Below are 18,813 nucleotides of genomic sequence, written 5' to 3' on the forward strand. Positions count from 1 at the left end.
ATCCTGCTTGTCGAGAAATGCCATATGTTCTTATTTTGTTCTCATGGTAGAACGCAAGGATCAGCTTCGGAACGTGGCCTTCGGCGGCAATTGGTCAGAAGAAATTCTGATCGTGGGCGAGCTGCGCCAGGTGCTTGCCCTTGTCGAGACGGCCGCGGCCGATTGCGCGGATCGAGATGTGGAAACAGAAGAATTTCTCGCGGCCATGCTCTATGTTCGGAAGAACATCGAGAAAGGGCCGATGCTGACAGGTGCCTTCTTCAAGGCGCTGCGGATCGAAAATCAAAGCCTGCGCCGGGCCGAGGCCCTGCGCGTGGCGAAGATGATCCGAGGATGGGCCGGACTGTAGGGGCGCGGAATGTGCAATCTCTATGCGAACATCGCCACGGCAGAAGCCATGCGTCGGCTGTTTCAGGTCTCGGCCGACCTTGATCGGCTCGGCAACGCCGAACCGAGGCCGGCGATATTCCCGAAGGGGCTGGCGCCGGTGGTGCGCCTCGATGCTGACGGAAAGCGCGAGCTGATCGAAATGCGATGGGGATTTCTTACGCCGCAGGTGTCGAAGAAAACCGGCAAGCCGATCAAGCCCGCCGCCTGGAACAATGCGCGCGACGACAAGCTGCGAAAAAGCGGTCTCTGGCGAGGCAGCTATGAGGATCGGCGTTGCCTGGTCCCAGTCACGAGCTTCAACGAGACCAAGGGCAGGCAGCCGGCGACGGATTACTGGTTTGCGCTCACCGGCGAAGATCCCGATGGACGGCCACCCTTTGCTTTCGCGGGGCTCTGGCGCGGGGAAAACCCGGAGCTGATCGAAGAGGATGAGACGGAGCTTCGGCATACCGTGGTCACGACCGAAGCGAACGAGCTGATCCGGCCTATCCACGCGAAGGGGCGAATGCCGGTCATCATCGAAGCTCCCGATTATGAGACGTGGTTGTCAGGCGATCCGGATCAAGCCGCCGCGCTGATCCGGACCTTCCCGGCTGACAGGATGCGGATCGCTCTGCAAGGTGTCGGGGAAAAGGCGGATCGCGGCTCAGACGGTTGACCGAGCCGCAAGCTGATCGTCGCGGAGTCGCGTAATGGTCTCGCGGCTGACCGCCAGCCGCTTCGCGATCTTGGAAATGGATTCGCCCGCCGCCAACGCGGCCCGCGTTTACTCTTCGGCTTTGGCCGAAAGGGCGCGAGGGTGGCCGAGACGTTTGCCCTTAACCTTCGCAGCTTCCACCCCGGCATGTGTTCGCCCCCGCGCCTTACGGCGCTCCCCCAGAGGATATTTCAGGAAAGATGATGGGCAGCCGAACCGCTTTGTCCGCTCATGCTTAAGTGGTACCGTCGGGACTATTGGTTGGAACGGGAGCAAGGGGAACTAGATGCAAATTGGAACGGGCCAAGCTTGTCCTATTATCGTTGGACGTGAGGGGGCGCTGATCTTGGTTGGCGCGGCCGTAATACTGCTCAGCATCTCGTCCCACATAGAAATTCCGATGGTACCCGTCCCTATAACGGCTCAAACCTTTATGGTATTGACTGTGGGGGCCGTTTTGGGACCGCTACTCGGCGCTGTCGGGACCGTTATATGGCTACTCTGCGGCGCTATCGGTTTGCCTGTGCTTGCGGGTGGCGCAAGCGGCATCGGTCATTTTGCGGGACCGACCGCCGGATTTCTCTTCGCGTTTCCCATTGCCGCCCTCACTGTCGGCGTCCTGGTTTCCAGACGGCAGGGCCAGGGGTTTGCCTATCGGGCATGGTGGGTATTCCTGGCAGGTATCGCAGGGCACATCATTTGTCTCGGGCTCGGCGTGCTCTGGTTGAGCACGTCGATCGGCATAGGCGCAGCGCTCGAAAATGGCTTCTTTCCTTTCATCCTGGGGGGCATCATCAAGTCGGCCGCTGTTGCCGCCGTGGTGATCGGGATTGAGCACCAGAGGGGCAAGGCATCGTGATCGAACTGCGCGCGCACCATTTGCTGTGCATGCTGACGTTTGCTGGAAAGGGCTACTCACCAGGGTTTGTAGCCAAATTTCACTCTGTTGCCAGAGCCATCAACCAGGGAACCCCGGTCAAAATCATCGCAGGCCCCGATGAACTCTGCGCGTGTGTGATCGCGGAAGACCCCGAGCCACATTGCCATAACGCGTCCGTCACGGCCCGAGATCTGACCGCTGCGCGAGATGTCGGTGACAAGCTCGGTATCGTAATCGAACCCGGTACCATTCTCAGCTTCGACAACCAAACCATTGCTTTGATGCGATCATGGTTTCGCAGCGGAATAACACGAAGGGCCTGCATTGAATGCCAGTGGCATGAACTCTGCACGCGGCTGGCAGAAGACGACTTTGCCGGCTGCGAACTGGAAGGAACGCGCGGCTAAAGCGGCGACCGTGCCTGGATCGCCTCGGCGATTTCATCCCCAGTTTTTAAAGTCCGGACGACCAATGGGACAAGGAGAGCCTTCACGCTACGATCAAGGCCCCGGGCCTTCTGCGCCATGCGCACCTCGTCCAGCGTTGCGCGCACCAGTGGGATGAATCGGAGCGCAAGGGATATGGCGAGGGCGATGTGATCGGCCGGCACCCAGGAAGGAGCATGTTTGAGCCCCGCTTGAATGCCGTCGACAAACTCGCTCGTTTTCGTCGTCATGGTGATGAGCGACGCCGCGAGGATCAAGATTCCAAAGCGCACGACAACGAAAGCAGCAAGTTCGAGCCCCGCGAGAATGATTTGCGCGATGAAAATGATGGCAAGAATCCACAAGGCAGGACGGATCGCCCGATAGGCATGTGAGAACCCGATTCCAGCCAGCCAGTAACCTATGGCGACCAGGATCGCGCCCACAGCCAAGGGCACCCATCCCGACAAAACGAATAGAAGGGTGCAGAAGAGCACGAGCGCCAGGATCTTATAGCCGGGCGATATGCGATGAAGTGGGCTATTCCCGAAGACATAGAGGTCTACGATCATGCTGATCTCGCGATATAGTCTTCGATGACGGCGTTCGGCTCGCCATCCCCAACGATACGACCTGCCTCGATGTGGATGACCCGATCAAACTCGCGCAACAAATCCAGATCGTGCGAGACGAGAACAACATGCTCCTTGAGGTCCGTAATCGCTCGCATGAGGCGCTTTTTGTTCCAGAGATCGAGCAATGTGGTCGGCTCATCGAAAACGATCATCTGAGGCTGCATGACCAGGACCCCGGCGAGCGCAACCATCTGCCGCTCTCCGCCGCTCAGTTGATGTGTGAGACGATCTTTCAGGTGTTCGATCCGGAAGCGCGCCATCACCTCGGCTATGCGTTCTTTGATCGTCGCGCTTGGCAGCTTCAGATTTTTCAGGCCGAAAGCGAGGTCTTCGTCCACGATCGGATAGACGATCTGGTTGTCTGGGTTCTGGAACACGAACCCCACCTTTCGGCGCAACTCCTTCAGCTCGGTCGATCCTTCGAAAGTAATCGTACCCGAGCTGGGCTTTTCCAGTCCATTGAAGAGCCGGGCAAATGTGCTTTTGCCCGACCCGTTCCGTCCGATGATCCCAATGCGCTTTTCGTTGAGATCTATGTTGATATCGCTCAGGATCGGCCGGTCGCCTTTCTCGACAACCACTTGCGAGAAGGAGAGCATTGCTGATGTGCCCCCTACTCGGTCGTAGCGGCCTGGCGCTTGCGGGGCGTAATGATCGGATAGGACTTCTTTACGATCACGATCACGGCAGCCGCGATAAGGCATTTGATGATGTCACCGACGAAGAACGGGAGGGAACCGACGAAGGCGGCCCAAACAGAGATTTGGGCAACGAACGCGCTCCAGGGAATACCGATCGCATAGAGCACGACAATTCCCCCCACCACCGACGCCAGGAAGGCGTTGAGGTAGTTAAGCTGATGCCAGAAGCGCTCCACGAGGAAACCGACCACGAAGGCAGTGAAGATCCAGCCAATCAGATATCCCCCCGTAGGGCCAAGGAAAACACCAAAGCCCCCACGGCCTCCCGGAAGCAGGGGAAGCCCGATCGCAACGAGCAAAAGGAACAGAATCATCGACAAGCCGCCGCGTGTGGCCCCCAACACGCCGCCGGCGAGCATGGCGCCGAGAGATTGAGCGGTGATCGGAACGCCGACAACGGGCAGGGTGATCGGCGGAAAGACCGCCAGCGCGGCCATGATGGCCGCGAAGAGTGCGATAAAGACGATATCACGCGTTTCCATGTTTGCCCCCTTAAGCCAACTCACGTCGCACGAAGCGCTTGTCCCGGTCCGTAAAATACTCGCTGTCGGTCAACAGCGAGCCGTCTGGCAGACCGATTTCCATATGGGACCGCGTGAAGGCTTTGTGACCGTATTTTTCTGCCGGATATTCCAGGTTCCGGGCGCGTTGAAGATCGTAATGCGACCCGTCCTCGACGAAGCGCATCACAAAGGCAGCTCGCTTCGGCAGTGGTCCATCCTCCAGCATTATACTGCGGTGAACAACATATTTGTTGAACACGAGAACATCGCCCGGCTCGAAGTCATCCTCGACCTGATGATATTTGAGGATTTCGGCCATGGTGGGCGAATTGAGAATGCCCGAGCGCATGGCAAAATAGTCATCCATGGTCGTCTTTTCGCCCGCCTGTTCCTTGGCTTCGAGCGTGGAAATCATGGCTGGTTCGATCTGGTCATAGATGAACTTGCCAGATACGACCCGCTCAGGCACGTAGGCCATACCACCACGTTGGCCTGACTTGTGAACGGGATGGAGTGCTGCCCATATCGTGCAGCCAAATTCATCGGCAACCTGATAGCCAAAGCTTTGAACGCCGACATGCCAGGGGAATCCTTTGCTGATGTTCTTTTCCAATTCGAAGCAGAGCTCGAAAGTCAGGAACAGGTCCTTCTGCACGAGCGCCGTCAATGCCTTGCGAAAATACGGCCGGGCGATCAGCTCATAGATATCCGTTTTTTCGGTCTCGAAATCGTATTTGAGGCGGCTGAACTCGCTTTTAAAGTTCTCCGGCGCTCGGCTCATTTCCACCTCAACCCGATTGAGCAGGGTATGCACGACGTCAGGATTGAAGAATCCGTCCAACTTTACAAACCCGTCACGTTGAAATTGCTCAACCTGCTGGGGCGTTACATGAAAGTCGTTATCAAAAGGGTGTTCCTGCATCGCTGCCTCCGCTCTAACACCATGCTCGCGTCAGACTGCACCATTTCAAAGCTGAATGCTACCGGAGGATTACACGCCCAACTACTAAGGATGTCGGGCTGAGACCCGGTTAAGGGGCGATCCAGATCAAGCCTTGGCACTTATCCGAACCTTCTCGGCCGACAGGATGCGGATCGTCCTGCAAGGTGTCGGGAAAAGGCAGATCGCGGCTCAGTCGGTTGATTGTGCCGCTAGCTGATCGTCGCGGAGTCTCGTGATGGTCGCTCGGCTGACTGCCAGCCGTTTAGCGATCTTGGAAATGGATTCGCCCGCTGCCAACGCGGCCCGCGCATCCTCTTCGGCCTTGGTCGAAAGGGCGCGGGGGCGGCCGATGCGTTTGCCTTTGGCCCGCGCGGCAGCAAGCCCGATCTGGGTTCGCTCTCGAAGCAGGTCACGCTCGAACTGAGCAACGGCGTTGATGACATTCATGGTCAATGTTCCCGATGCACTTGTAAGATCCAGCCCAGGAAATGCGAGACAGTGAACGCGAACGGGAATTTTGGCCAACTCCGCAACTGTCGATGACACGTCGATCGCATCGCGGCCGAGGCGGTCGAGCTTCGTCACAACCAGTATGTCGCCCGGTTCCAGCCGATCGACCAGCCGCGCGAACTGGGGGCGCTGTTTCGCGGGGACGCTGCCGGAAATCGTCTCCGTAAGGATTCGATATTCCGGCATCTGGAAGCCCGCCGCCTCGATCTCGTGAACCTGCGATGCGACAGACTGCTCGACGGTCGAAACCCGAACATAGGCAAAGGTTCGGGGCGGGTCGGCCTGGGCCGGTGCGAGGGGTAAAGCTGAAGGCAATGAACACGTCCCTAGAGTGACCGAAATATCTGGCCGAAAAGTAGCATGCGTTCAAAACCCGAGAAAGGTAGTTTTGGACAGGTCCAGAGGCATGTTCCATAACGGTTCCTTTGTGGACACGGTTATATTAGAGATTATTGACGGCTTTGAGCTCAGCAGATTCGTCTTCGGACATGCAACGGGCTTGATCTGGATCACCCAAAGGAAACAGCGCACCTGCATATCCTTCGTTCGCGCAGATACTCGTGATGATTTCCCCGAAAGCTCTGCCATGCTGAAGGGCAATTTGGTGGCGCACGGCAAAACCCAAAGCGGTGCCGGTGATGAAGATCAAGAAGCCTATAGTCGTGGCCTTCTGTGCTGTCGTCATGTTGTGTTCTCCAAACGTTGGAAACAGTGTTCAGTGGGGGCTGTCTGCCCCCGCGCCTTGTGGCGCTCCCCCGAGGATATTTCAGGGAAGATGAAAGGACGGAAATCATCGCGATGTTGTTGTTCTGAGTCCATCATTATGATATTGATGGCCTTGCGATACAGGCAGGGATGCCGATGGTCGCGGAAGGTGAAAGCGTCATGCGCTGTTCTCCAAGAGGGTCGGGACCGCGAGGTGCCGGCCCTCTCTCGTAGAAAGGGTCTCACATGAAAATCATCCTGATTTTGGTGCTGTTCAACATGCAGTCGGGTTCCGAGGTCATCACGGCCGAGTTTGACGATGTGGAGGCGTGCGAGCTGGCGGCGCTGCGCACGTTCCAGGGCGTCAGCGCCGAGGTCGAAATGCGGGGGCTGGAGCCAGCCGGGGCAACGATCGCCGGCACGGTCATCGCGCACGGCGATGATGGTGCGGAGCTTGGCATGTATAGCTGCAATCCGTCGCGGTCGGATCGACGGAACGGTTAACCGCTGCATCCTAGTATCCTCGCCGGCGCTGCAAGCCGATCACGCTGCCGATGAGGTTGAGGTTGCCGCGTTTGTGCGCCCGGATCATGCCGCGCAGCGCACCGCCGGGGTTACGCACCGGGGTTTGCGGGTGGTCGCGGTTCGCATCGAGGACCAGGACGCAAAGGGTGGCGCCGAGGCGGCCGAGTTCGCCGCACGCGGATCGCCATGCGGAATAGTTGATCCCGAGCGGCGAAAGCATGTCGTGGGCGGCGTCGATCATAGTTTCCTTCGTGATCTGATTGGATCTTGCCTGAAGGGTCATCTGGAAGTCGGGCGATGCGAGCTTGAAAAGCTGCTCCGGTTCAAAAAGCGCCTCAAGTTTGGGGTTGATAACACCGCTATCCGCTTCACACTTATTTTCTCTGCAAATATCGGGGCCGGAAGGCCCCGATCTAAGGAATCCAGTGTGCGCGGGCTTGCCCGCGCTCCTTTCATCCACGCTAGCGTTACAGGATACAGAAGGATTCTGCTGGTTGTCCTCTTGTATAAAGGACCGGAAGGTTTCTGCCGGTTCACAGGAAGAATTAGGTAGGTTTTCAATGATCTCTTCGAGTTCCATGCACAGCTTGGCAGTGGCTTCGACATGGACTTCGAGGCGGTCCAGTCCGAGGGAATGAAGCCGGTCGGAGCGCGGCCAGGCATCAAACCGGGCGAGGACCGAGGCGACTGCCTCATCTTCCAGTGCTTCGGGGGCGAGCCGCGCGATTGCTTCCTTCATCCGGCGCAAGCGAACGCTGCGAAGGCTCTTCAGCTCCTTGATGCGCTTGGTCACGGCGCGCTTCTGGTCGCGCAGGGCCAACAGGTCGGCAAAGCAGGCTTTGAGCGGGGTGAAAAGCAAGCCCCGCCCGGTCCCGGCTTCGCGGGCACCGTTCGCCTTGGTGTCACGCTTCAGGATGTTCTTGCGCTCGAAGTTCCGCTCATGGCTGCGGAGCTGCCGTGCGGTCATTTGAAGGCGCTCGGCCATCGTTTCCTGGGTGCCGTAGAAGGTCGGATCGGCACCGGGTTCGATCCAGTCCTTTTCGCTCGTGCTGCCGATGAGCTTGGTCAGCACGAAGATTGCTGCGCCGCTCAGGTTTAGGTCGGGTCCGATCTCGCTGATAACCGCGATCACGTCGCGGCGGGTCATGCCCTGCGGCAACGCGACTTGTGGTGAGTGGTTCATTTCCTTGTCCTTTTCTGCTCGTTGGACAAGGCGGCAAGGCAAAGTTCTCCTGTTCGCACAGGTGCGTTTTTTGCTTGTTTGGCTGTCGGGAGGGTGGTAGAACCAGTCCTGAAAACAGATTGTGTTGGACCGTTCGGAACGCCAATTCCTTGGTTCTTAGACCCCCCCTCGCTTGGTTGCCGCCTTGCGGGGGGTTTGCTTTTCGGGGTGTCTGCTCTCCTTGCCTGTTCGATTCTTATGATCGTTCACGACAGGCATACTCTCTTTAGTTGCCTGTCGCAATTATAGTATTGAACGGCCTTCCTCGGCACTACTCTTAGTAGTTGACCTGCTCGAAACCATAGTTGCCTTGATAATCACGCCATTCCACGAAAACCGAACGGTGCCAGATGCCAGGGCAGTTCTCGCCAAACCGCTCCATTCCCGTGTGAGCTTCAGGCAAAGCGCCAACCGATGAATTGCGCCAATAGAAGTCTCCTTGGGTGCCATAAGACCCCATGCGGACGTTCGCCATGCGCGAGCAGTCGTCACGGGTCTCGCGCTGGCGGGCATAGGTCACATTGAAGACGCGGATCGAACGGACGAAATCGAACTCCGACCCGCTGATGTCGATGTCGGCCGTGCCGTTGTCGTCGCTGTATTCCCCTTCCTGCACGAAATGCAGGGCGAAGCCTTCAGGCAACCGCCGGGCAGCCCCGCCGCTCTGGCGAAGAACGGCGGGTTGCGGCTTAAGCGCGGCGTCCGTGAGTGGTGCGCTTGGAAAGGATTGCAGCGGCGGGGGGGCGCTGTCCTGCATAAGAATGTCAAAGAAGCGGGCCCGGTTCAGCTCGGACGGATCGACGTTGAAGGACGCGCCCATCGGACAGCGCCAGATTTGCAGGGGCGGCTCGACCGGCCAGGGTGTGATCCTGCGAATGAACTCTGCGCGGGCACGAGCACAAGGCTCTGAGGCTGGCCAGCCGCCCGAAAGGCAGAGCAGAATGGCACAGTCGATCTGATAGCTTTGTGCTTGTGCCCGCTCCGGGGCCGCGACAAAGCTGGACGCCGCGACGGCGCAGGCCAGTGCGGTTGTTCGGAGCAGCTTCAACATGGTATCTCCTTCGATTAATGGCGGTGCTATAAGGAAGAGCGCACTCTTATAATCTTGTGATAGGGCGAATGCAGGCCGATTGGCAACATATTCCGGTTGAAAATCATCTTGCAGGCCGGGGCAAGGGCGGTTCGCGCCAGCTTCTCGCAGGCGTTCATCTGCTCGGTTCGACCGTAAGGGTATCGACGGCCACAAGCGGAAACCCGCTCAACTATAGAGGTATCAGTCGTCGGAGACCACTTGATCGAAGAAGCGTCGGTATTCCTCACTGACCTCCTGCCCTTCCTGGAAGGCCCGCGCCCGCTCTTGATCGAGACATTGCAGGTAGACGCTGAAGTCCTCGAAGTAGATCTGGAAGTCGTCATAGATCAGGTCGCGATACTCCCTTGCGGACTCGATTTCGGCGGGAACGAAGGGCCGTTCAGGGGGAAAGCAGGTATTTGCTTGCACCCCGGAAGCCGAAAAAATAGACGACATTATAAGCATGTAGGCCGGTAGCTGCGTTCTCGGCATCCTGCGCTGTCCCTTTAGATCACTTGGGAATTTGGTTGGTGATGTGTATTGGTGCCTTAGAGCAGAACTTTCTGCGAGGCGCAACATTACAATGTTGCGCCCCATCTTATAATGTCGTAGGACTGAAGAGCCCGAGAAGGGTTCACGGTCCGTTAACCAGAAGGGAAAGCGCCGATCGTGAGGACAGACCTAAACAAAGAAGCGCCTAATGTGGTTACAGAGACGCAATTCAGGGTCCTCTTGCAGCAGGGGTATCAAGCTGAGGTTGTATGTAAAACCCCAGCGTTCCGAAAAAATGCAGTCTGGTATGGGGAGTGGTTCATCCGGGCTGTCACCGAAGACAGATCGGTTGAGAAGCTGCTTGTGCCGGGGCGTCGCTGGAACAAGCAGGAAGAGGAAATCCAATTGCGGCTCTTCAAGACCGCGAACGGCCTCATCTCCTTCCTCGAAGGGTTTGGCTTCGATCCGATCCACATCCCCCTGCGAAAAGGGGGCCGCGCCCTCCACGTTCTGCCGAACGGCAACACGCTATCTGACGACGACTAGCGCCGCTCTGGCGCTGTCCTGCACCGTTGCTCTGGCTCAGGGCATGGTGCTGGTGATGGAGGGCGATGGATCGCTTCGACCCTCCACCCCGCAAACCAACTTCGCCCGAAATTACAATGATGGTGTCGGCCAAGGATCGGCTTCCGACGAGCTGACGCTGTTCGGCCGTGACCGGGATGCAGCCGAGGAAGGGGACGGTTCGTTCCGGGTGGCTGCTGTGGCGCCTCGCGCCGTGGCACCCCGACCCGCGATCCTGAATGCCATCGACCAGACCGCCCTTCGCTACGCGAGCCATCCGGCTTTGCGCCGCGCGAACATCAGCGTGACCGAATGGCGGCTGCTCTATCAAGCGAACATTGAAATTGAGAGTGCCTACAACCCGAGCGCCCGAAGCCATGTTGGCGCGATCGGGTTGGGGCAGCTCATGCCAGCGACGGCGGCCAATCTCGGCGTCGATCCCCACGACTGGCAACAGAACCTCGACGGGTCTGCTCGGTATCTCCTGATGATGCTGGCCCGCTTTGGGGACGCTCGACTTGCTTTGGCCGCCTACAACGCGGGCCCCGAGGCGGTGGAGCGGCATGGCGGCATCCCACCCTATCGGGAGACGCAAAACCACGTCAGCCGCGTGCTGGCAGTTTTCAACAGGCTCGAAGGAGAACATTCATGAAGCCTAATCTTAACGTCTTCGTCGCGCTCTGCGGGGTTCTGCTGATGCTGGCAGAACCCGCTCTGGCGCAAAGCATCGACCTATCGCCAGTCCAGGATGTGCTTCAGGGCATCGTGGACGCGATCACCGGCCCCCTTGGGATCGTGATCGGCACGCTGGCGCTGATCGGTGTTTTCCTGTCGTGGCTCTTCGGCATTCTCGATTTCCGTCAGGCCATGTGGGTTGTGGTGGCAATCGCGGGTATCGCTGCCGCACCGACCATCGTTTCCGCAATCTGGTCTTCGTAAGGAGCTGGCACGATGGCGGAACAGTCTCGTCTTTTCCTTGGCCTTGTCCGGCCTCCCAAACTTCTCGGGCTGCCGATCATGTATGCGATGGTCTGGCTTTTCGGGTCTGTTCTGATCTTCGTCTGGCTTCAGCATTGGGCAGTCGCGGCTATCGCGGCGGCTGCCTATCCCCTGCTGTGGAAGGCGGCGGATTGGGACGAAAATTTCCTCGACGTGGTGGTGACGGCCTTGCAGGTCACGCGCCCGACCCTCAATCGCAAAATCCACGGCGGAGACAGCTATGCCCCGTGATACGAATTATGACCCCCGGTCCCTGCTGCCTGGCTGGTTCGGGCGTGAAGTGAAGCTCGCCTCGATGCTGCCCTATATCAGCCTCGTTGACGACAAGACCGTGCGGACGCGGGGCAATGAACTATTTCAGTGCATCCGTCTGGACGGGGTGAACAGCAACACCACCGACGACGAATATCTGGACCGCACACGGGCGCTCTTTGCGTCCGTGGTCGCGCGGATCGGGCCGGAATGCTCGTTCTATGTCCACAAAGTTTCAAAAGCGATCACGCCCGATCTTGTTCCGGTCGAAGGCGATAGCTTCGCCGCGGCTGTGGATCGTCGCTGGCGGCAGGCTCTCGGTCAGCGCCATTTGCGGGACAAGACGCTGACGCTTACCGTCATGAACCGCCCGGCTGTCGGCTCTAAGCTGCCGCTGCGCGCGGCCAAGTCGGCCGAGCTGCTGCGGGCGCAAACGGAAAAGCGGATGGGCAGGCTTCAGGAGGTTGTTCGCTTCCTTATGTCGTCCTTCGCAGACATGAACCCCCGGCTGCTCAATGAGCCTTCGGGCGAGCTTCTTGGCTTCCTGGGCGCGTTGAACACTGGCCAAGAGCTGCCGCTGTATCGCGGTGCCCGCACGACAATCGTTGCCGAAAATGTGGCGAACACGCGCGTCACCTTCAAAGGCGACAAGTTCTTTCTGTCCGATGGGGCAACCGGCCCGCGCATCGGCTCGATCTTCGCGGTGAAGGACTATCCCGAGAAGACGCATTGCACGATGTTCGATGAGCTGAGCCTGCCGGTCGATATGATCGTGACGCACAGCTTCACCCCCATCAACAGCAACTGGATGGCAGGGCGGATCAAGCGGCAGATGCGGCTTCGGGCCTCGGCTAACGATGGCGCCGTGTCGCTGCTCGAAGAGCTGCCGACCGCGCTCGATGATCTTGAATCGAAGCGTCTGAGCTTTGGCGATCACCATATGTCGGTGGCCGTGTTCGCGGACAGCGAAGAAAAGCTGGCAAATATCGGCGGCGAGATCAAGAACACGGCCTCGACCGAAGGTGTGAACCTGATTGCAGAAGGCTTCGCCAGCGCCACCCATTTCTTTGCCCAACACCCCGGCAACGGGCACGCGCGGAGCCGAAAGGGGGCGGTGACGAACCGGAATTTCGCGGACTTCGCCGCGTTCCATCGGACACCGCTCGGCAAGACAGCGGACCAGGTGCCGTGGGGCAAGGTTATCACCATGTTTCCCACACCGGAACGCTCGGCATTCTCCTTCAACTACCATGAACAAGGCTCCCCGGACAAAGAGCCGACCGGCGGTCACACGCTGATCCTTGGGCGTCCTGGCTCGGGGAAGTCGGTTCTCTCGGCATTCCTGATGACGCAGGCCCGGCGGGCCGGGGCACGTCTTTTCGTGTTCGACTATCGCTTGGGCATGGAAATGGCGGTGCGCGCAAACGGTGGCCGCTATTCCTCGATCAAAGCCGGTGACGCGACGGGGCTCAACCCGCTGTGGACCGAGATTGACGAACGCGGGCAGGCATGGCTCTCCGACTGGCTGGCCTCGCTGATCCATCGTTCGGACAAGCCGCTGACCCCCGCGCAGACGAACCTTATTCAGCAAGTGGTTCGGCAGAACGCGACGGCCAGCGATGCGAACCTGCGCAACTGGCACGATCTGGCCTCGCTTTTTATCTCGGCCGATGATGGCGGTGATCTTCATGAGCGCCTGCAAGAATGGACTGCCGAGGGTCGATATGGCTGGATTTTCGGCCAGAACCGTGAAGATACGTTCTCACTCGACGGGGAAGTTGTTGGCTTCGATCTAACCGGCATTCTCGACAGCGAAAGCGAGAAAGAGCGGATGGCTGTGCTGTCCTACCTCTTCCGCCGCGTTGAGCGGGTTATCGAGGACCGCAAGCCAACCATCATTGTCATTGATGAGGCGTGGAAAGCTCTCGACAACGGCTATTTCGCTGAACGCCTCTCGAACTGGCTCGTGACGGCCCGGAAGCAAAATGCGGTCGTCGTGATGATGACGCAGTATGCCAGTCAGCTCGAACAGACGCGCACCGGCAAAACCATCGTTGAAGCGGTGCCAACGCAAATCCTTCTGCCGAACATCCGGGCCAAGGCATCGGACTACGCGATGCTGAACCTTCATGACAAGGAACTGGACGTGCTGCTCACGTCCAGCCCGGCGTCCCGCATGGGGCTGGTTCGAGATGACCAGGGATCGGTCGTCATCAATGCAGATTTGAGCGCCCTCGGGCCGCTCCTAACCGTCCTCGGCGGGATGGAAAAAGGTGAACAGTTGGTGGGTGCCGATTACCGCCAGCGTGAAGATTTTTGGAGGGTCGAATGAAACCTACTGCAATCCTGATTATGCTGACCGCTCTCGGTGTCGCTGGCTGTGCCGAGTATCGGCCGTCCGAAGCGAATTGTTTCGACACGGTGACGCGCAGCAGTCACAGCATGGCCTTCCTTCCTACGAGTGAACCGCAACCGCAGGCCCGGATTTCGACCAAATCAGCACCCTGCACCTTTACCGCGATCGGCGGCCCGGAGGGCCTTGGTGATGGGTAAGACGGCTGCACTGACGGCCATCGCCTTCCTGTGGGGAACCAGCGCGATCGCGCAGGGTGTCCCCACAGTGGACGGTAGCCTGATTATCAGAAACGAGGCGTCGAACGCTCATCGGGAAAGCGATCTCGCCACGCAGCGCGAAACGCTCGCGGTGCAGGAAGAGATTGCGGCAATCGAGCAAGAACAGCTCTCCATTCTGCAACAGATCCTCGACGCCCAAACCAGCCTCGGCGGCCAGGGCATTCCGGGCATGGTCTCCGCGTTGGAAGATGGGGCAGACCCCGAGGCGTCGGCCGATGTGGTCTATGACCCGGATGACAGCAACCCCAGCGCTGCGCAGATGTTCGGGGACGCGGCAAAGAACGTTGAAGAGCTGATTATCCAGGTCGCGCAGGAAACGCATGGCCGCTCGGGTGTCAATCAAGCGGGGTTCTCGGTCAGGGAATGGCGCTACATGTTGCAAGCTCTGATTTGGCAGGAAAGCCGGTTCTCCATCGGCGCACGGTCGCCGGTCGGGGCCTTTGGCCTGACGCAGATCATGCCCGGCACCGCCGGCGATCTCGGCATCTATCCCGAGTATTACGACAGCCCGTATTTGCAGGTTGAAGGCGGCGCTCGCTATCTGGCGCAGATGCTTGCCATGTTCGACGGCAACATCATCCACGCCCTCGCTGCCTACAACGCCGGTCCCGGCAACGTGCAGAACTATGGGGGAGTGCCGCCGTTCCAGGAAACGCAGCACTACGTTCAGGTGATCCCGGCGAAATACAACGAATATCTGGCGCGTGGCGGCGGCGGCGATGCCGTTGGCACCATCGACCCGGCGCTGCTCGCGAACTCGAACCTCTCCTTCACCGGCGCCGGGGCCAGTTTCTACGCGAACAACAGCATGGCAACGGTCGAAGCTGCCGCGCGACGACTTCAAAGCATCATCCAGCGGATCAGCGAAACCGAGGATGTGCAGGAGGCTATGGCGCTGAACACCTATGCCCGTGCCGAGTTTGGGCGGCTCAGCGCCATCATGGCCCGGCTCCTTGCGGCCAGGGCACGCCCGGCAAGCGCCGAGTCGATCGCGCTCGCGGCCGACCGCCAGCAAGAACAGCAATTCATGGACTTCAATATGGAGGATTTCGACTGATGAAACCGTCGATGAACATCAACGCGGTGATCCGCAAAATCGCAACCGCCGGTTTCCTCGGCCTCGGCCTCGCTGTTGCGCCCGTTTCGCTGCTCGGGACCACGGCACCGGCTGCCTATGCGCAAGGCGTTCCCACCGTGGACACGCAGAATATCGCGCAGGAAATCCGCCAGCTTCAGCAGATGATCGAAGATGAAATCCTTCAGAACGATCAACTGCTTCAGCTTCAGGAACAACTGACAACGCTGCAAGAGCAATACGCGCAACTTCAGGACACTTATGCCGCCCTGACAGGCCTCGCCGAGCTTCCCGAGATCATTTCGACGGAAATGGAAGACTGGCTGAACGGGCTGCTCGATCAAGAATTTGGCGACATTACCGGCACCATCGCCGCGATCCAGCAAGGCGATTGGAGCGGCCTTACTGGCTCCGGTTCCAGTCAAATCCGAACACAGATGGAGCAAGTTCTGGCCGAACACGGTTTCGATGAAGACACGCTTTCGGAAATGGCGAACAGCGGCAATGGCGGCGCGGAACGGGTTGCCACCCGAGCCACGACTGGCGCGATGGTCTCTGCCGCCGCACAGAACAGCTACACCGAAGCCGGGCAGTCGCTTGAGCGGATCGACCGCCTCGTGGACCTGACGGGTGACATGGAAACCCTGAAGGAAAGCATCGACCTCAACACGCGCGTCGTGGCTGAGAACGGCATCATTCTTGTCTCGATCATGCAGCTTCTCGCGGTTGGCACCGTGGGCGAGGGCCAGGCCGGCGTCATCGAAGCAGCGGATCGGGCGGAAGAAGATCGCTACATGGACTTCACCATGCCCGATCTTTCGGCAGACTAAGAGAGGCGGGCAAGTGGTTAAGGATCAAGAAATCATTGAGGAAGAGCTGATTTACGGTGCCCGTCGCCGTGAAAAGCTCTGGCAGAAGCTGGCCTTCGTCGGTTTGGGTTTCGGCGTGTTGGGATGCCTTGGAGGAATGGCGGTCGCGGTCCTCGATGTTGATCCTGCGCCGGTTGTCGTTCCCTACGACCCCAATTCCGGCATGGCCCTGCCGAATGCCTCTGTCGGGGCCGTGCGCGTCACCGAGAATCAGGCGGTCATTGAAGCTGCGGTCTTCCGCTATGTCACGCAGCGGGAGACTTACAACCAGCTCGACAATGACCTGCGCGTTCGCGGGGTGCTGGCAATGTCGGACGGCAACGCCGCTGCCTCGCTGCGCCAGCTCTGGAACAGCGCAAGCGAGAACTATCCGCCCAACGTCTACGGCCCGGATGCCCGGCTCGACGTTGAAATTCTGAGCATCAACCGGATCGGGGACAACCGGGCCACTGTGCGCCTTCGCAAGCGGCTCACGTCGCAGCAGGGCGTCCAAGCTGGCCTGTTCACGGTCACGTTGATGTTCGACTTCCGGCCCGAAGAGCGGCGGCAGATTGATGAGGTCTGGACGAACCCGTTCGGCTTTACCGTCACCGAATACGCAATTCGCTCGGACAGAATGGAGAACTGATATGAAGATGCTTAAAACCGGCCTTCTGTCCGTCGCTCTTGCCCTGGCAGTTGCTCCGGCCTTCGCGGAAAGCAACCCGAGAGCCGGAAGCCACGACAGCCGCGTTCGGATCGCAACCTACACCGATGGACAGGTCTACCGCCTTCGCGTCAGCCTGACCCATGTTACCAGTGTGGAGTTCGGTGAAGGGGAAACCATCCGCTCGATTATTGCTGGTGACACGGAAGGCTTTCAGCTCGACGGCGTTCCGGGTGGCCGTGCCTTCGCCGTGAAGCCCTTGGCTCGGGGTGTCCACACGAACATCACGGTCTATACGAACCGCCGCAGCTACTATTTCAACGTCACGGAATCGTCCTCCCCGACCTACTACGTTGTCCAATTCCGGTATCCGCAGGATCGAACGCGCCCGACGAACGCCGTCGCGCAAAGGGCACCGAATTACAACTATGCGGCGTCGGGGCGCTCGGAAATCACTCCGACAGCCGTGTGGGACGATGGGACATTCACCTATTTCCGCTTTGCTCCGAACGCCCCGGTCCCTGCGATCTTCCAGTATTCGGCAGGCCGCGAGCGAACGGTGAACAGTCAGCAGATCGAGGACGGCGTTCTTCGCGTGTCAGGGGTGAACCGCCAGTGGGTTTTGCGCCTGGGCGATACCGTCATCTGCATACAGGAAAATAGCGCCGGAGGAACCGGATCATGAGCGACGAAAAGGATCTTGAAGAGCGCCTGTCCGCGCTCGAAGCCGGAGGCGAAAGCGGGCCCAAGAAGGAACGACCGTCGCCCAAGGTGGCGTTGGCCGGTGTCGGCGCCATCGCGGCCATTGGCCTGATCGCATACCTGGCCCTGCCGTCTGATGAACCGGAAAACCCGCTGCCAACCGCGCGGCCTGCCGAGTTTCAGGAAGAGGGCGATGGCTTCGGTGCGATCGAGCCCTTCGTGCCCCCTGCCCCGCCTGAACCGGAGGTCGTCGAGGTAGAGAGCGAGATTGAGTCTGCGCTTCGGGCTCAGCTCGAAGCTCTTCAGGCTGAAATTGCAGAGCTGCGCGATGCGCCGGACGATGATGGTGAAGCGGCTGCGGCATTGGAGGCCCTAACGGCACAGGTAGCCGCGCTTCAGGAAGCATCGGATGCCGCAAGATCGGAATTTCAGGAAGAGTTGGCGGCTCGGGATCGCGAGCTTCGTCGCCTTCAATCTGAGCTCGAAATCGCGCGGCTCGATCAAGAAAATCCAATGGCACCGCCAAGCAATGAAGAGGACGCGCGACTTGCGGAACTGGAACGCCGGCGAGCGGAGGCGGCCGCGTTTCAAGAAGCCCGGATCAACTCGCCCATGATCGCCTTTGGCAACTCCGGTGCAGGGAGCGATGAAAGCGCCCTGTCGGAAAGAACGCTCGGAGAAGTGACAGATTTCGTTCTCAATGGCGCATCGCCTTCGCAGGTAACGCAGGCTGAGGTCATCGCCAACCCGTCGAACACGGTGGTTCAAGGCACGATGATCCAAGCCGTCACCGAAACGGCGCTGGACAGCTCTCTGCCGGGACAAATTCGGGCGATTATCTCGGAGGACGTGCATTCCTATGACGGGTCGCGCGTCCTGATCCCTCGCGGCTCTCGTCTGATCGGGCGCTATCGCTCGGGCCTCAATGTGGGCCAGCAACGTGTGACCGTCGCATGGGACAGGATCATTCTGCCGACGAACCAGACTGTCACCATCAGCTCGTTCGGTGGCGATGAGTTGGGCCGGTCGGGCGTAACGGGCTTTGTGGATACGCGCTTCGGTGAACGCTTCGGTTCTGCCGCCCTGATCTCGATCCTCGGCGCGGTGCCTGCGGTAGCAGCAAACCAGATTGATGACGAAGTATCCTCTGACATTGCTGAGGACGTTGGCGATGATCTGCAAGACGCGACCGACGATGTGATGAGCGATTACCTGTCACTCGGCCCGGTGATCTACGTCGATCAAGGTGCGCGGATCACCGTCATGGTGGATCGGGACGTGGAGATCTTCTGAATGACTTCCAGCTACCTCCAAGCATCGCTCGACAAGCTGCCTGACGCCATGCGGGATGATGTGATCGAGATTTGCATCA

Annotated in this window: 26 protein-coding genes; 16 read left to right on the plus strand and 10 right to left on the minus strand. The window is 59.2% G+C overall.

Going from position 1 to position 18,813, the window contains the following annotated elements; all coding sequences use genetic code 11:
• Window positions 1-43 precede the first annotated feature (43 nt).
• Entirely contained in the window at window positions 44-349 is a 306-nt protein-coding gene (locus tag EP376_RS20275) for a hypothetical protein (RefSeq protein WP_088716882.1), read from the plus strand.
• A 9-nt stretch (window positions 350-358) separates the two neighbouring features.
• Window positions 359-1,048 (plus strand): SOS response-associated peptidase, encoded by a 690-nt coding sequence (locus tag EP376_RS20280; protein WP_088716881.1) that lies wholly within the window; start codon window positions 359-361, stop codon window positions 1,046-1,048.
• Here the strand turns inward: EP376_RS20280 and EP376_RS23675 are convergent.
• Window positions 1,037-1,144 carry a helix-turn-helix domain-containing protein gene (locus tag EP376_RS23675; protein WP_121497624.1) on the minus strand — a complete coding sequence of 36 codons (108 nt, stop codon included), beginning with the start codon at window positions 1,142-1,144 and terminating at the stop codon, window positions 1,037-1,039. The two genes, EP376_RS20280 and EP376_RS23675, sit on opposite strands and share 12 nt — an antisense overlap.
• Before the next feature lie 229 nt (window positions 1,145-1,373).
• Here EP376_RS23675 and EP376_RS20290 point away from each other — a divergent pair, with 229 nt between their 5' ends.
• Entirely contained in the window at window positions 1,374-1,946 is a 573-nt protein-coding gene (locus EP376_RS20290) for a biotin transporter BioY (RefSeq protein WP_088716880.1), read from the plus strand.
• Window positions 1,943-2,374 (plus strand): DUF1284 domain-containing protein, encoded by a 432-nt coding sequence (locus EP376_RS20295; RefSeq protein ID WP_088716879.1) that lies wholly within the window; start codon window positions 1,943-1,945, stop codon window positions 2,372-2,374. The genes EP376_RS20290 and EP376_RS20295 overlap by 4 nt, the downstream gene beginning before the upstream one ends.
• Here the strand turns inward: EP376_RS20295 and EP376_RS20300 are convergent.
• From EP376_RS20300 to EP376_RS20325, 6 genes are all read right to left on the minus strand, one after another.
• Entirely contained in the window at window positions 2,371-2,964 is a 594-nt protein-coding gene (locus EP376_RS20300) for an energy-coupling factor transporter transmembrane component T family protein (protein ID WP_088716878.1), read from the minus strand. The genes EP376_RS20295 and EP376_RS20300 overlap by 4 nt on opposite strands.
• A complete protein-coding gene (locus EP376_RS20305; RefSeq protein WP_088716877.1) occupies window positions 2,961-3,626 on the minus strand; it encodes an energy-coupling factor ABC transporter ATP-binding protein in 666 nt (221 codons plus the stop codon). Before EP376_RS20305 ends, EP376_RS20300 begins: the two co-directional genes overlap by 4 nt.
• A 14-nt stretch (window positions 3,627-3,640) precedes the next feature.
• Window positions 3,641-4,210, minus strand: a complete 570-nt coding sequence (locus EP376_RS20310) for a biotin transporter BioY (RefSeq protein ID WP_088716876.1) — start codon at window positions 4,208-4,210, stop codon at window positions 3,641-3,643.
• A 10-nt stretch (window positions 4,211-4,220) separates the two neighbouring features.
• Window positions 4,221-5,153, minus strand: coding sequence for a phytanoyl-CoA dioxygenase family protein (locus EP376_RS20315; protein WP_088716875.1), 933 nt, complete (start codon window positions 5,151-5,153; stop codon window positions 4,221-4,223).
• Window positions 5,154-5,363: 210 nt separating this feature from the next.
• Window positions 5,364-5,999: a recombinase family protein gene (locus tag EP376_RS20320; protein ID WP_231017865.1), complete on the minus strand. Its 636-nt coding sequence runs from the start codon at window positions 5,997-5,999 to the stop codon at window positions 5,364-5,366.
• A gap of 127 nt (window positions 6,000-6,126) precedes the next feature.
• Entirely contained in the window at window positions 6,127-6,369 is a 243-nt protein-coding gene (locus EP376_RS20325; protein WP_088716874.1) for a hypothetical protein, read from the minus strand.
• Window positions 6,370-6,635: 266 nt separating this feature from the next.
• Here EP376_RS20325 and EP376_RS20330 point away from each other — a divergent pair, with 266 nt between their 5' ends.
• Complete coding sequence (locus tag EP376_RS20330; protein ID WP_088716873.1) at window positions 6,636-6,893, plus strand: hypothetical protein; 258 nt, start codon at window positions 6,636-6,638, stop codon at window positions 6,891-6,893.
• Between the two features lie 10 nt (window positions 6,894-6,903).
• Here the strand turns inward: EP376_RS20330 and repC are convergent, their stop codons facing one another.
• The 3 genes from repC to EP376_RS20345 form a co-directional block, all read right to left on the minus strand.
• Window positions 6,904-8,097: a replication initiation protein RepC gene (gene repC, locus EP376_RS20335; protein WP_088716872.1), complete on the minus strand. Its 1,194-nt coding sequence runs from the start codon at window positions 8,095-8,097 to the stop codon at window positions 6,904-6,906.
• Window positions 8,098-8,413: 316 nt separating this feature from the next.
• Window positions 8,414-8,956 (minus strand): hypothetical protein, encoded by a 543-nt coding sequence (locus EP376_RS20340; RefSeq protein WP_420837137.1) that lies wholly within the window; start codon window positions 8,954-8,956, stop codon window positions 8,414-8,416.
• Window positions 8,957-9,409: 453 nt separating this feature from the next.
• Window positions 9,410-9,700, minus strand: coding sequence for a hypothetical protein (locus tag EP376_RS20345; protein WP_338068414.1), 291 nt, complete (start codon window positions 9,698-9,700; stop codon window positions 9,410-9,412).
• Between the two features lie 210 nt (window positions 9,701-9,910).
• On the opposite strand from EP376_RS20345, the gene EP376_RS20350 reads away from it, so the two are divergent.
• Genes EP376_RS20350 through EP376_RS20400 form a run of 11 tightly spaced genes read left to right on the plus strand, consistent with a single transcriptional unit; the run spans window position 9,911 to window position 18,734 of the window.
• Entirely contained in the window at window positions 9,911-10,246 is a 336-nt protein-coding gene (locus EP376_RS20350) for a hypothetical protein (protein ID WP_088716870.1), read from the plus strand.
• Between the two features lie 43 nt (window positions 10,247-10,289).
• Entirely contained in the window at window positions 10,290-10,916 is a 627-nt protein-coding gene (locus EP376_RS20355) for a lytic transglycosylase domain-containing protein (RefSeq protein WP_074647465.1), read from the plus strand.
• The gene (locus EP376_RS20360; protein WP_074647466.1) at window positions 10,913-11,203 is read left to right on the plus strand and encodes a TrbC/VirB2 family protein; all 291 of its coding nucleotides are present in this window, start codon (window positions 10,913-10,915) and stop codon (window positions 11,201-11,203) included. The genes EP376_RS20355 and EP376_RS20360 overlap by 4 nt, the downstream gene beginning before the upstream one ends.
• Window positions 11,204-11,215: 12 nt before the next feature.
• On the plus strand, window positions 11,216-11,494 hold the full coding sequence (locus EP376_RS20365; RefSeq protein ID WP_074647467.1) for a VirB3 family type IV secretion system protein: 279 nt from the start codon (window positions 11,216-11,218) through the stop codon (window positions 11,492-11,494).
• Window positions 11,484-13,847, plus strand: coding sequence for a VirB4 family type IV secretion/conjugal transfer ATPase (locus EP376_RS20370; protein ID WP_074647468.1), 2,364 nt, complete (start codon window positions 11,484-11,486; stop codon window positions 13,845-13,847). Before EP376_RS20365 ends, EP376_RS20370 begins: the two co-directional genes overlap by 11 nt.
• The gene (locus tag EP376_RS20375; RefSeq protein WP_127562614.1) at window positions 13,844-14,068 is read left to right on the plus strand and encodes a hypothetical protein; all 225 of its coding nucleotides are present in this window, start codon (window positions 13,844-13,846) and stop codon (window positions 14,066-14,068) included. Before EP376_RS20370 ends, EP376_RS20375 begins: the two co-directional genes overlap by 4 nt.
• Complete coding sequence (locus EP376_RS20380; protein ID WP_088716869.1) at window positions 14,061-15,206, plus strand: lytic transglycosylase domain-containing protein; 1,146 nt, start codon at window positions 14,061-14,063, stop codon at window positions 15,204-15,206. Before EP376_RS20375 ends, EP376_RS20380 begins: the two co-directional genes overlap by 8 nt.
• Window positions 15,206-16,054, plus strand: coding sequence for a type IV secretion system protein (locus EP376_RS20385; protein ID WP_231017864.1), 849 nt, complete (start codon window positions 15,206-15,208; stop codon window positions 16,052-16,054). The genes EP376_RS20380 and EP376_RS20385 overlap by 1 nt, the downstream gene beginning before the upstream one ends.
• A 13-nt stretch (window positions 16,055-16,067) precedes the next feature.
• A complete protein-coding gene (locus EP376_RS20390) occupies window positions 16,068-16,721 on the plus strand; it encodes a VirB8 family type IV secretion system protein (RefSeq protein WP_088716868.1) in 654 nt (217 codons plus the stop codon).
• Between the two features lie 7 nt (window positions 16,722-16,728).
• Window positions 16,729-17,424 carry a TrbG/VirB9 family P-type conjugative transfer protein gene (locus EP376_RS20395; protein WP_231017867.1) on the plus strand — a complete coding sequence of 232 codons (696 nt, stop codon included), beginning with the start codon at window positions 16,729-16,731 and terminating at the stop codon, window positions 17,422-17,424.
• Window positions 17,421-18,734: a TraB/TrbI/VirB10 family type IV secretion system protein gene (locus tag EP376_RS20400; protein WP_088716866.1), complete on the plus strand. Its 1,314-nt coding sequence runs from the start codon at window positions 17,421-17,423 to the stop codon at window positions 18,732-18,734. The genes EP376_RS20395 and EP376_RS20400 overlap by 4 nt, the downstream gene beginning before the upstream one ends.
• Window positions 18,735-18,813: the final 79 nt, after the last annotated feature.

Origin of the sequence: Alexandriicola marinus (assembly GCF_004000435.1) — a bacterium.
GTDB classification, from domain to species: domain Bacteria; phylum Pseudomonadota; class Alphaproteobacteria; order Rhodobacterales; family Rhodobacteraceae; genus Alexandriicola; species Alexandriicola marinus.

Excerpts from the sequence above, each read along its gene's own strand:
- EP376_RS20355 (WP_074647465.1), top strand. The coding sequence starts at position 10,290 with ATGGTGCTGGTGATGGAGGGCGATGGATCGCTTCGACCCTCCACCCCG.
- EP376_RS20365 (WP_074647467.1), top strand. The coding sequence starts at position 11,216 with ATGGCGGAACAGTCTCGTCTTTTCCTTGGCCTTGTCCGGCCTCCCAAA.
- EP376_RS20340 (WP_420837137.1), bottom strand. The coding sequence starts at position 8,956 with ATGGGCGCGTCCTTCAACGTCGATCCGTCCGAGCTGAACCGGGCCCGC.
- EP376_RS20370 (WP_074647468.1), top strand. The coding sequence starts at position 11,484 with ATGCCCCGTGATACGAATTATGACCCCCGGTCCCTGCTGCCTGGCTGG.
- EP376_RS20395 (WP_231017867.1), top strand. The coding sequence starts at position 16,729 with ATGCTTAAAACCGGCCTTCTGTCCGTCGCTCTTGCCCTGGCAGTTGCT.
- repC (WP_088716872.1), bottom strand. The coding sequence starts at position 8,097 with ATGAACCACTCACCACAAGTCGCGTTGCCGCAGGGCATGACCCGCCGC.
- EP376_RS20310 (WP_088716876.1), bottom strand. The coding sequence starts at position 4,210 with ATGGAAACGCGTGATATCGTCTTTATCGCACTCTTCGCGGCCATCATG.
- EP376_RS20280 (WP_088716881.1), top strand. The coding sequence starts at position 359 with ATGTGCAATCTCTATGCGAACATCGCCACGGCAGAAGCCATGCGTCGG.
- EP376_RS20325 (WP_088716874.1), bottom strand. The coding sequence starts at position 6,369 with ATGACGACAGCACAGAAGGCCACGACTATAGGCTTCTTGATCTTCATC.
- EP376_RS20290 (WP_088716880.1), top strand. The coding sequence starts at position 1,374 with ATGCAAATTGGAACGGGCCAAGCTTGTCCTATTATCGTTGGACGTGAG.
- EP376_RS20315 (WP_088716875.1), bottom strand. The coding sequence starts at position 5,153 with ATGCAGGAACACCCTTTTGATAACGACTTTCATGTAACGCCCCAGCAG.
- EP376_RS20360 (WP_074647466.1), top strand. The coding sequence starts at position 10,913 with ATGAAGCCTAATCTTAACGTCTTCGTCGCGCTCTGCGGGGTTCTGCTG.
- EP376_RS20380 (WP_088716869.1), top strand. The coding sequence starts at position 14,061 with ATGGGTAAGACGGCTGCACTGACGGCCATCGCCTTCCTGTGGGGAACC.
- EP376_RS20330 (WP_088716873.1), top strand. The coding sequence starts at position 6,636 with ATGAAAATCATCCTGATTTTGGTGCTGTTCAACATGCAGTCGGGTTCC.
- EP376_RS20400 (WP_088716866.1), top strand. The coding sequence starts at position 17,421 with ATGAGCGACGAAAAGGATCTTGAAGAGCGCCTGTCCGCGCTCGAAGCC.
- EP376_RS20375 (WP_127562614.1), top strand. The coding sequence starts at position 13,844 with ATGAAACCTACTGCAATCCTGATTATGCTGACCGCTCTCGGTGTCGCT.
- EP376_RS20275 (WP_088716882.1), top strand. The coding sequence starts at position 44 with ATGGTAGAACGCAAGGATCAGCTTCGGAACGTGGCCTTCGGCGGCAAT.
- EP376_RS20300 (WP_088716878.1), bottom strand. The coding sequence starts at position 2,964 with ATGATCGTAGACCTCTATGTCTTCGGGAATAGCCCACTTCATCGCATA.
- EP376_RS20305 (WP_088716877.1), bottom strand. The coding sequence starts at position 3,626 with ATGCTCTCCTTCTCGCAAGTGGTTGTCGAGAAAGGCGACCGGCCGATC.
- EP376_RS20345 (WP_338068414.1), bottom strand. The coding sequence starts at position 9,700 with ATGCCGAGAACGCAGCTACCGGCCTACATGCTTATAATGTCGTCTATT.
- EP376_RS20385 (WP_231017864.1), top strand. The coding sequence starts at position 15,206 with ATGAAACCGTCGATGAACATCAACGCGGTGATCCGCAAAATCGCAACC.